Here is a 10,761-nt window from a genome sequence, read left to right on the forward strand (position 1 = left end):
CCGGCTTTTATCAGCCGACCCGAGTTTTTGATACGGCTACGGTTCAGCTTGCGAGGGCGACAGGCCTGTAGTGCTGCCGGCAACGTTCGATGGATGCTTTTTGCAGGCCCTCATAATGCGCGAATTCATCGAGTACCGGCGTGCCAAGATCAGCTTCGAATTCCCTTTGGCTCGGGCTCGCGGCGAACTTCTGGCTGTCATCGTCACCGAGATTGGATTGGAAGATACCAGCCGCACTCACGGGCAGGAAGTCTTCATAGACGATCGGATCAAACTGCACGGCACCAAGTGCCACAAGTGTTTCGACATCCGAGGCGTCGCGCGGGGACAGGCTCGTGTGCGGAAAGTTCTGGACTGGCGTAAAACGGAAATAGCCGAGGCCCTGCCTGCGCATGCTGTCCCAATCGTCCGGGAAGGCATTGAAGGCATCGGCGAGCGCTGCGGTGTAGGCGTCCGCGTTGGAACCGTCGGGAGCAGGGCGGACCACCTTGCGGGATTCGGCGAGAAGCCGGTCGTAGAGCGCTCTTCCCTTTGGCGTCAGGGCGATGCCGCGCTGCTCGATCTCCCCAAAGCGGGCCGAATGCGAGCCGGCTTCCCATGCACCTTGGTCGTTTTTGAATGAGACGCTCTCTTCCAGCGCCTTGAATGATGTCTGCCGCAGCAGGATAGGACATGCACGCGTGGGCGGGCCTTCGATCACGGCCTTGGGTGAAATACCGTAGGCGGGCATCATTGCCTGCACCGCATCGATGTCGAGCGTGCGTGGCGTCAGGTGATTGATGTGAGGCCCCTTGAAGGAAACGACGTCGGCGATCAGCCGATGTGCGTCATGCAGGCGGCGGTAAAGATCCCTGCTTACGCTTGCCTGGTCGTGCCAACGGAAGGACTCGATGATTTCCTTGACGAAAAGTGCAGCATCATCAAGTGCAAGGCCGCCTTGGGCTTCCGCTTTCTCAACGAGAGAAATTGCTGTTGCAGTGAAGATCTGCCGCGCCTGCAGCGTCTTGCGCGCTTCGTCGCGCAGCTCGGCGTCCGCAATGAGATCAAGCCGCAACAGTGAGGTGAAGACACGAAATGGGTTGATCTTCAGCGCGGCATCTCCAACAGGGCGGAGCGCTGTCGAGTGCACCGGAACGCCGGCTTCGCTCAGATCGTAATAGCCAACCGGATACATGCCCATGACCGCGAAGACGCGGCGGAGCATCGAGAGCTCGGCGGGCGTGCCGACGCGGATCGCGCCATGACGTTCTTCCGAAATGCGGTCTAGTGTGTCGGTCTGTTCGAGGCGGTGCCGGAGTTCCGGTGAGGCAGCGAGAGTCTGGTCATTCACCTTGGTGACCAGTGACAAAAGCGTTCCGTACGCGGGAACCTCAGTCCGGTACATGGACGACATGGCCGATGAAAATGACGCCCTGATCACGTCTGTTGAGATAAACGTGGCTGATTTCATGATGATAAGTTCCGCTTTATTGATGCGACAGCAATTTTTTGGACTGTCATGCTCAAATTGGATTATAGATGGGAACACCACCCATGAATTACGAAGATTCCAACTGGGTTGATGCGAGATAAGAATGAAGTTAACCCGGCGCCTGATCCCTGATATCGACATCCTGCAGACGTTTGAGTGCGCCGCCAGGCACGGGAGTTTCACACAGGCTGCCAGGGAGCTAAACCTGACCCAGAGCGCCGTCAGCCGCCAGATGAGCGAACTCGAGGGGCAGATCGGCGTGCTTCTGTTCGAGCGAGTTCGCCAGAGGGTTGTCCTTTCCGAGGCGGGGCAAAAGTTTCTTCCCGAAGTGCGGCGTTTGCTTGGCCTGACCGAGGAAACCATGTTGCGTGCCATGGCAGCGTCGCAATCGGCGTCGTCCCTAAGCATTGCTACCCTGCCAACTTTTGGCAGCCGCTGGCTGATGCCAAGACTTCCAGACTTCCTTGGCCGTCATCCGGAAATGGCGCTCAGTGTTGCATCGCGCTCGCAGCCTTTCGATTTCGAGGAAGAACCGTTCGACCTTGCCATTCACTACGGCCAGCCAGTCTGGGCGCATGCCACCTGCACCTATTTGTGCAGCGAACTCATTGTGCCCGTTGGAAGCCCTGAATTGTGTGCTTCGAACCCGGCGACCACTCCGCCTGAGCTTGCAAACGCTGCGCCGCTTCTGCATCTGTCGACGCGTCCCAAGGCCTGGGCGTCGTGGTTCGAGACAGTAGGGGCGGATGTTGCAAGTCCTTACAAGGGGCACCGCTTCGAGCATTTCTCCATGGTCATTGAGGCAGCTCTTGCTGGTCTCGGCTTCGCCTTGCTGCCGCGCTACCTTATTGAACACGAACTGGCATCAGGACGGCTAAAGGTGGTGTTTGACCAACCGCTCCAGACTGAAAACAGCTATTATCTCGTCGTTCCGGACCACAAGAAGGAGAACCCATTGGCCCAGAGCTTCTTCACTTGGATTGCCGATCAGGTCACCTAGCGTCAGACGGAAGCGCCGGTCATTCGCTAGCCGCATCATGTCTTCGACGTTTTTCACTTTCGCTGGCGAAATCGTTATTTATAACGACAAATGACAAAGACTGCCGGTGCGTCCGGCCCGACCTGACGGTGATCCCATGCTCAACGACGAATGTTCTCACGGCCTGTGGGAAAAGACGGCGCCGCCAGCGCCCAAGACTGATCGGTTGCAGGGAGATATCGCCGTTGATGTCGCCGTGATCGGAGCAGGGTATACCGGCCTGTCGGCGGCGTTGCACTTGGCGGAGGCTGGAACGAAGGTCGCCGTCGTCGATGCTGTCGAGATCGGATTTGGCGGCTCGGGCCGCAATGTTGGTCTCGTCAATGCTGGCATGTGGGTGATGCCCAATGATTTGCCCGGCGTATTGGGTCAGCTGCACGGCGAACGTCTCCTGGAACTCCTCGGTAACGCTCCGCAGTCGGTATTCGATCTTGTGGCCAGGCATAAGATCGATTGTGAACTGGAACGCAACGGCACCTTGCATTGTGCTGTTGGCACTGCCGGGGTCAAGCAACTCGAACAGCGAGCCGAACAGTGGCTGGCGCGGGGCGCTGCGGTCCGCCTACTTGATGCGAAGGAAACGGCAGCCAAAGTCGGGTCCACGGCCTATATGGCCGCGCTGCTCGACAACCGCGCCGGAACGATACAGCCGCTTGGTTATGTGCGCGGATTGGCAAGGGCTGCGCTTGGTGCGGGTGCTGCAATCTACACCGGAACGCCGGTCGCTGCGACGGAACGCACGGGCGACCGCTGGATCCTCCGCACGCCGGCGGGCACCGTGTCGGCAGACTGGGTGATCGTTGCCACGAATGCCTACACAACATCGCCATGGCCGGAGCTGCGGTCCGAGCTATTGCGTCTGCCCTATTTCAATTTCGCCACCACACCGCTGCCCGAGAATATTAGGGAAACGATCCTGCCCGAACGGCAGGGCGGTTGGGATACGAAGGAAATCTTGAGTTCCTTCCGCATGGACAAAGCCGGACGACTGGTGTTTGGCAGTGTCGGCGCATTGCGGGGCACTGGCATGGCCGTTCACAAGGCCTGGGCGGCGCGATCGATCGCCAAGATTTTCCCACAGATCAAGGACATCACCTTCGAAGCTGGATGGTACGGCCAGATAGGCATGACAAGGGACAGTCTGCCGAGGTTCCACACTCTCGCTCCGAAGGTGATAAGTTTCAGCGGTTATAATGGCCGTGGCATCGCTCCCGGTACGGTGTTCGGCCGTATCCTTGCGGAGCAAATCGTCGGCAAGATTACAGACGCCGATCTGCCCTTGCCGGTGACCCAGCCGAAGGACCAAGGCCTGCGCGCCGTTCGCGAAGGTTATTACGAAGTCGGCGCGCAACTCGCGCATCTGGTCGGGAACAGGTTTTAAGTTTGCAGCGTTAACCCGACCTTTGCAATCGCTTGCCATTCTTGGCGTACCGACATATCTCTAAGTGATGGATAGCAGGAAGCCGATGCGGCACACCAGACCGAGCGTCTCCGCCAGCATTCTCGCCGCGGTCAGGAACCGCAACAAACGCCCTACGGGCGTCACCCGAGTCGTGCGCAACGACCTGCTGATTGCTTCTTACAATGTTCACAAATGTGTTGGCATCGACAAGAAATTCGATCCCGATCGCGTCGCCCATGTGATTGGCGAGATTGGGGCGGATGTCATTGCCATTCAGGAGGCCGACAAGCGGTTTGGCGAAAGATCCGGTCTTCTTGATCTGGCGCGCCTTCATCGCGAGAACAGCCTTGTTCCAGTGCCGGTGACGTCGCTTTATCCCAAAGGGCATGGCTGGCACGGCAATCTCCTGCTGTTTCGCGAGGGTGTCGTTCGGCGGGTTCAGCAGCTCGGTCTTCCGGGTCTGGAGCCGCGCGGGGCCCTTGTGGTCGACATCGATCTTGAGGCTGGCCCGCTGCGCATCATCGCCGCGCATCTGGGCTTGCTGAGGCATTCGCGGCAGCAGCAGTCGGAAGCTATCGTTCGCGCCGTGCAGGCCGATCCGGCGCGCCCAACCTTGCTCATGGGTGACCTGAACGAATGGCGCGTTGGAAAGGGCTCGTCGCTGCATTTCCTGCATCCGGTTTTCGATCCGGCGAAGAATGCGGTACCGAGCTTCCCATCGCGCTTCCCTGTGCTTGCGCTTGACCGGGTTCTCGGGCATCCCCATAACTTGGTCACGGCGATTGAGGTTCATGACACGCCTTTGGCCCGTGTCGCTTCCGACCACCTGCCGATCAAGGCGCATGTCGATTTGAAGTCAGCCCTGGCCGAGGCAGAAGTCCTGGGAGTCAGAGATAGGGCGACCCTAGCCAGATAATCCGGTCGAGCAGGCGCACCCAAAACGAACGTGCGCGCAGGCTCTGCAAGAGAACCGGCTTCGCCGATGCCATTGCGCTCTCGACGAGAGCCTCAACGTCGGACGCGAATTGCGCATCCATGACCTCGAGATCAACTTCGAAATTCAGCCGCAGCGAGCGCGGATCGAGATTGGACGAGCCGACATAGGCCCACAAACCGTCGATCACCAGCAGTTTGGAGTGATTGAAATTGCCGCTGGCCCGCCAGATACGACAATGGCCCTTGAGTATCTGGTCGAACTGGGCCGTCATGGCGCGATCAACCAGCTTGAGATTGTTGATTGCCGGAACGACGACATCGACCTCTACGCCGCGGCGTGCAGCCGTAACGATTGCACTGATCAATTCCCGGTCCGGCAGGAAATAGGGTGACATGATACGAATACGTGTTTGAGCGATGGAAAATGCGCCCATGAGCATGCGATGATTGGCTTCAAGACTCCGGTCAGGGCCCGACGGTACGGCGCGGATGAACACGGGTTCTCCAGCATGCTTTTCCGACGCACCGATGTGCCAGGGTTCACCTGACAGGGCTTCCCTGGTGGTAAACCGCCAGTCTTCTGAAGCAATATGAAAGAGATCCGTGACGATGGGACCGGTGAGGCGGAAATGCGTGTCTCGCGCATTGTCTTCACCCACGACTTCCGCCGAGAAACCGGCGCGAATATTCATGCCGCCAGTAAAGGCGATTGTGCCGTCGACGATCAAGATCTTCCTGTGGGTGCGAAGGTTCGCATAGGGCAGGCGCAGGCCCACGATAATATTGCCATTGAACACATCGACCGGAACACCGCCTTTGGCGAGGTAACCGACAATACTGGGAATGGAATAGCGGGCGCCGACGGCATCAATGAGCACCCGGACCTCGACCCCCCGTTTGACCGCTGCTATCAGCGCATCAGCTATACGCAGCCCGATCTTATCGCGATCAAAGATATAGGTTTCGACGAGGATGCTGCGCTTTGCTGCACCGATCGCGTCAAGCATGGCGTGGTAAGCGCCATCGCCGCTTTGCAGCATGACAATCTCATTGCCGGTCGTAAGCCTGCAACGGCTGACCCGATCGCCAACCGTCTTCATTGCGACAAAGCGCTTCTCGAAATGCGCAAGTATGTTCTTCTCGCTTGCATCGAAGCGCATGAGATGGTCCTGGCCAATCTCATGCAGGAAAGCGCGCTGCGATGAGATGGACGAACGCCTGATCCGGTTGATGCCGGCGACCGCATAGATCACCGCGCCGATCACCGGCGAGAGGATAATAACGCCGACCCAACCAATTGCCGCGCGGACCTCTTCCTTGGTCATCGTCGCATGAATTGCGGCGGGAACGCCTAGCGCAATCGAGAGCACGAAGAGAATATGCGGCCAATATGTAGGGAGAAGATCACCCATCGTTGCGTGGCTTCATGTCAGGACGCTGAATCCCGGCGCGAACGCCATTCGGCCAGTGAGACTGGTTGATCTGGAATGCGGATTTCAAAACTCGTCCCTGCCCCCTCGCTCTCGCGCAATTCAATCGTCCCCCCATGGGCGCGCACCAACTCATGTACAATGGCAAGCCCGAGACCAGTTCCGCCCGAGCGGGCGGAGCCCTTGAAGGCTGTAAACAGGTTTTCGCGCGCCTTAGGCGGCAGGCCTGGCCCCGTATCCTCCACTCCAATGATGGAGGTCGTGCCGATTTGCCCGGCCGTGATCGTCAGCCGTTTGATCACCGATGCGTCACTGCGGGTGTCACCGGCCATGGCCTGAACGGAATTGCGGCAAAGATTGGAGATGACCCGGAAGAACTGGTCAGGATCGACATCGATTTCGAGCGATTCCGGTACCAGGTTCCTGAATTCTATACCGGATTTGGCATCCAGGTTGAGCATTTCCTCAACGTCGTTGACGACCGTGCGCAGTTTTACCCGCCGCCGCTGTGGCGGTGCCTCCTGCGTGCCGCCATAGGCCAGCACGGTCTGCGAGTAATGGATGGCACGGTCGATTGTACGCACCAGCTTCGGGACGAATCGCTGCATCGTTGGGTCGCTGGTGTTGGCGAGATGATCTGACATGAGCTGGGCGGAAGCCAGAATATTGCGCATGTCGTGGTTGATCTTGGAAACGGCAAGACCGAGGTCGGCGAGGTGTTTTTGCTCCGATAGCGTGCGTTGCAATTGGCGCTGCATATCGGCCAGCTCGCGCTGGGCAATGCCAAGTTCATCCTCGCGCGATTCTGGCTTGATGATTCTTTGCGGGTCATCGGGTGATTGCGCGAAGGCCAGCATGTTGGCACTCATACGCTGGATGGGTCGAATGAGCAGGCGGCTGATAGCGAGAAATACCAGGCTTGCGGTGATCAATGAAATGAATAGCGAAATAAGTGCCACGTTGCGGGCATAGTGCAGCATGGCGTTGCGCAAAGGCGCATCGGATGTGAGCAGTTCAATAATTTTGCCGGTGTCGCCGACCGGTCCATAGACCCTGATGACGCGATGTCCGCCATTGATCAGGGTATCGAGGGCATCTCGGATCATAGTAACGGGATCGGTCACGGTAATGTCGATGTGCTTGTCGACCTTCGAAGGCATCTCGGACACTGCTAACAGGCGAGACGCGCCTTGCTCGCTTAGCGCAATTGCTTTCGTGCCGGTTGCAAGAAGGACGTCATTCTGGACCGACTGGGGGATATCCTTGTCGCTGCTCGCCGCGAGCACGACGCTGGCGGCCGCAACGGTATTGAGCCGGTCCGAAAGCCAGCGCATACGCATGTCGGCAACCGTAGGCACAAAGATCATGACTTCCGCAAGCAGCCCGAACAGGAGCGTGAGGCGCAGCAATTTGCCGGAGAGACGTTTCAGAACCGGCAAACGCTGACCGGCATGCAATTGCATGTCGGTCACTTCTGGCTTTTGCTGAGGTGCAATCATCTGTACTCCGTCAACGTCGGGTGTAAGTCAAACGCTTTCCTGGCACAATAGAGCCTTTCTCTCTTGGATAGAAGCAGTTGCCTTTTGTGCCGATTTTGAATCGCGTCGATGAATTGACTTATCTGTATCCTCCCTCTATAAGCCGCGCACGTCCGGGTTGACCGCCCCGGCGGCGTATTCTTATGCGCTAATGGCGGTCCTGATATGCTCCTGTCAAAGAACAGACCACAAGAAGGGCCGCACACCGCGGTATTTAACAAATGAAGCGTACCTATCAGCCATCCAAACTTGTCCGCGCACGTCGCCACGGGTTTCGCGCCCGCATGGCAACGGCAGGCGGCCGCAAGGTCATTGCAGCGCGTCGCGCTCGCGGTCGCAAGCGGTTGTCGGCATAAGGCAGTCCGCACGGTTCCGTGCGGTTGGCACTACAGAATGAATGAGCAAAAACCACTCCGCCTTCGCAAGAGAGCGGAGTTTTTGGCTGTTCGGGCTGGAGAAAAGCGCCGCGGCGCTTATTTTCTGATCGAGGTCAATGGGCGAGCGGACCAGGATGGTCCTCCACGCGTCGGTTTTACGGTCACCAAGAAGAACGGAAATGCCGTTGTCCGCAATCGCATCAAGCGCCGCCTGCGCGAGGCCGTGCGCGTCAATGTTGCAGATGACATGCATCCTGGAACCGACTATGTGATCGTTGCTCGTCGCGACGCGCTCAATGCGCCGTTCGCGGATCTGACCCGGGAACTCTCGAAACGGGTTTCCAAGAAAACGCAGACTCGGCGTTCGTCGAAGCCTTAACGGCGCGGCAGGACCCGACCCCAAGGACTGACAATGGAAACGAACCGTAATTTCTTTATCACCATTGCCTTGTCCATTGTGATCCTGACGCTTTGGCAGGTGTTCTACATGAACCCCAAGATCGAAGCGCAGCGCGAACAAGCCCAGATCGAGGCTACGCGGCAAGGACAGACGCGCGTTGATGGACAGGCCAGCGCACCCGCCGGCACGAGCGCTGATGGGACGAATTTGCCATCCTCGACGCCGGCTACGCCTGGCGCCAATATTCCTGGCCAGTCGCAGGATGCCGCCCAGGCAGGCAGCTTGACCCGCGCTGCCGCTCTCGGCCAGTCCGGCCGCGTCAAGATCGACACCCCAAGCCTTCGGGGATCCATCAACCTGACCGGCGCGCGCCTCGACGATTTGCAGCTCAAGGAATATCACGAGACAGTCGACGACAGTTCGCCGAATATCGAGCTGTTGAGCCCCGCGCAGATGGCAGACGGCTATTTTGCCGAGATCGGCTTTACCGGCAACGAACTGACCGGCACGGTGCCTGGCCCGACGACGGTCTGGACTGTTGAAGGTAACGGTGCGCTCAGCCCGGCAACACCGGTCACGCTTGTCTATACCAATGACAAGGGCCTTACATTCAAGCGCACGTTCAGCGTCGACGACAATTATATGTTCACCGTCAAGGATGCGGTGACGAACAGCACGTCCGCTCCTGTCTCACTTGCCTCCTATGGCCGAGTTACACGGTTCTCGAAGCCTCTGCATGCAAGTACGTACGTGCTGCATGAGGGCCCGATCGGTGTGATCGGCGACGATGGTTTGCAGGAATACACCTTCTCGGCGATCGAGAAGGAAAAGGAAGTCTCACCGCCAAAGGCAACGACCGGCGGCTGGATCGGTATCACCGACAAGTATTGGGCAGCCACGCTGGTTCCGTCATCGGACAAGCCCTTCCAGGCACGCATGTCCTATTTCGAGGATGGCCGTCCGCGCTACCAGAGCGACTACCTGTCCGACCCGACCACGATCGAACCTGGCCAATCGGCAACGATTGAGAACCTCATCTTCGCCGGGGCGAAGGAAGTCGGCAAGATCAACGCCTACGAAAAAGAACGCAATATCCGCCAGTTCGAATTGCTGATCGACTGGGGCTGGTTCTATTTCATAACCAAACCGATGTTCTATCTGATCGACTGGCTCTACAAGGCCATCGGTAACTTTGGTGTTGCAATCCTGGTGGTGACGGTGCTGCTCAAGGGAGTGTTCTTCCCGCTAGCAAACAAGTCCTACGCGTCGATGGCGCGCATGAAACTTGTTCAGCCGAAGATGACAGAAATCCGCGAGAAATACGCGGACGACAAGGTCAAGCAGCAGCAGGCGCTGATGGAATTGTACAAGACGGAAAAGATCAATCCGATCGCCGGTTGCTGGCCGATCCTGATCCAGATCCCTGTTTTCTTTGCGCTGTACAAGGTTCTGTACGTCACTATCGAAATGCGTCACGCGCCGTTCTTTGGCTGGATTCAGGATCTTGCCGCGCCGGATCCTACATCGCTGTTCAATCTGTTCGGATTACTGCCTTGGGCCGTCCCCGCCTTCCTGATGATCGGCGTCTGGCCGTTGATCATGGGCGTGACGATGTTCCTGCAGATGCGCATGAATCCAACCCCGCCCGACCCGACACAGCAGATGATCTTCAACTGGATGCCGCTCATCTTCACGTTCATGCTGGCGAGCTTTCCGGCGGGTCTGGTCATCTACTGGGCGTGGAACAACACGCTGTCGATTATCCAGCAGGGCGTCATAATGAAGCGTCAGGGCGTGAAGGTCGAGCTATGGGATAACCTTGCCGGCATGTTCAAGAAAAAGCCCAAGCCCGCCGAGTAGGCACCCTAATTGCCAGCGGAATGACGAAAGCCCCCGGCTCGGTGAACTGACCCCGTAAAGTTGGACGGTTAATTGGCTAGGATAATAGGGACTGAGTTCTGTACTGCACAGGGCTCAGTCCCATTAGTTTCAGCTTAATGCGCTGATGATTGTAGTAGTGGATGTAGTCGTCGATGCCCGTCTTCAGGCTTTGGATGCTTTCGAAGCGATTGGGATAGAAGAGCTCGGATTTGAGGGTGGCGAAGAAGCTTTCCATCGCCGCGTTGTCGAGGCAGTTGCCTTTGCGTGACATGCTCTGGGGGATGCCA

At 58.0% G+C, this 10,761-nt stretch carries 10 protein-coding genes; 6 read left to right on the forward strand and 4 right to left on the reverse strand.

The window, feature by feature from the left end:
- Nucleotides 1-43: 43 nt before the first annotated feature.
- Nucleotides 44-1,450, reverse strand: coding sequence for a 2-oxoadipate dioxygenase/decarboxylase HglS (gene hglS, locus CU102_RS17795; protein ID WP_106712441.1), 1,407 nt, complete (start codon nucleotides 1,448-1,450; stop codon nucleotides 44-46).
- Nucleotides 1,451-1,574: 124 nt separating this feature from the next.
- Between hglS and CU102_RS17800 the strand changes: the two genes are divergently transcribed.
- The 3 genes from CU102_RS17800 (at nucleotide 1,575) to CU102_RS17810 (ending at nucleotide 4,828) form a co-directional block, all read left to right on the forward strand.
- On the forward strand, nucleotides 1,575-2,471 hold the full coding sequence (locus CU102_RS17800; protein ID WP_106712442.1) for a LysR family transcriptional regulator: 897 nt from the start codon (nucleotides 1,575-1,577) through the stop codon (nucleotides 2,469-2,471).
- A gap of 136 nt (nucleotides 2,472-2,607) precedes the next feature.
- Nucleotides 2,608-3,891: an NAD(P)/FAD-dependent oxidoreductase gene (locus CU102_RS17805; RefSeq protein ID WP_106712443.1), complete on the forward strand. Its 1,284-nt coding sequence runs from the start codon at nucleotides 2,608-2,610 to the stop codon at nucleotides 3,889-3,891.
- Between the two features lie 85 nt (nucleotides 3,892-3,976).
- On the forward strand, nucleotides 3,977-4,828 hold the full coding sequence (locus CU102_RS17810) for an endonuclease/exonuclease/phosphatase family protein (protein ID WP_106712457.1): 852 nt from the start codon (nucleotides 3,977-3,979) through the stop codon (nucleotides 4,826-4,828).
- On the opposite strand, the gene CU102_RS17815 is transcribed toward CU102_RS17810, so the two are convergent.
- Both CU102_RS17815 and CU102_RS17820 read right to left on the reverse strand, forming a co-directional pair.
- Entirely contained in the window at nucleotides 4,800-6,260 is a 1,461-nt protein-coding gene (locus tag CU102_RS17815) for a phospholipase D-like domain-containing protein (RefSeq protein ID WP_106712444.1), read from the reverse strand. The genes CU102_RS17810 and CU102_RS17815 overlap by 29 nt on opposite strands.
- A 17-nt stretch (nucleotides 6,261-6,277) precedes the next feature.
- Nucleotides 6,278-7,777, reverse strand: coding sequence for a sensor histidine kinase (locus tag CU102_RS17820; RefSeq protein WP_106712445.1), 1,500 nt, complete (start codon nucleotides 7,775-7,777; stop codon nucleotides 6,278-6,280).
- A gap of 260 nt (nucleotides 7,778-8,037) precedes the next feature.
- Here CU102_RS17820 and rpmH point away from each other — a divergent pair, with 260 nt between their 5' ends.
- The 3 genes from rpmH to yidC are packed head-to-tail and all read left to right on the forward strand — an operon-like array spanning nucleotide 8,038 to nucleotide 10,453.
- Nucleotides 8,038-8,172, forward strand: coding sequence for a 50S ribosomal protein L34 (rpmH, locus tag CU102_RS17825; RefSeq protein WP_040853797.1), 135 nt, complete (start codon nucleotides 8,038-8,040; stop codon nucleotides 8,170-8,172).
- Nucleotides 8,173-8,209: 37 nt separating this feature from the next.
- Nucleotides 8,210-8,572 (forward strand): ribonuclease P protein component, encoded by a 363-nt coding sequence (gene rnpA / locus CU102_RS17830; RefSeq protein WP_106712446.1) that lies wholly within the window; start codon nucleotides 8,210-8,212, stop codon nucleotides 8,570-8,572.
- Between the two features lie 33 nt (nucleotides 8,573-8,605).
- A complete protein-coding gene (gene yidC, locus CU102_RS17835; protein ID WP_106712447.1) occupies nucleotides 8,606-10,453 on the forward strand; it encodes a membrane protein insertase YidC in 1,848 nt (615 codons plus the stop codon).
- A 76-nt stretch (nucleotides 10,454-10,529) separates the two neighbouring features.
- Here the strand turns inward: yidC and CU102_RS17840 are convergent.
- The coding region (locus CU102_RS17840) for an IS3 family transposase (protein WP_146146472.1) at nucleotides 10,530-10,761 on the reverse strand (232 nt) is incomplete at its 5' end.

The organism is Phyllobacterium brassicacearum, from assembly GCF_003010955.1.
In the GTDB taxonomy this organism is placed as follows: domain Bacteria; phylum Pseudomonadota; class Alphaproteobacteria; order Rhizobiales; family Rhizobiaceae; genus Phyllobacterium; species Phyllobacterium brassicacearum.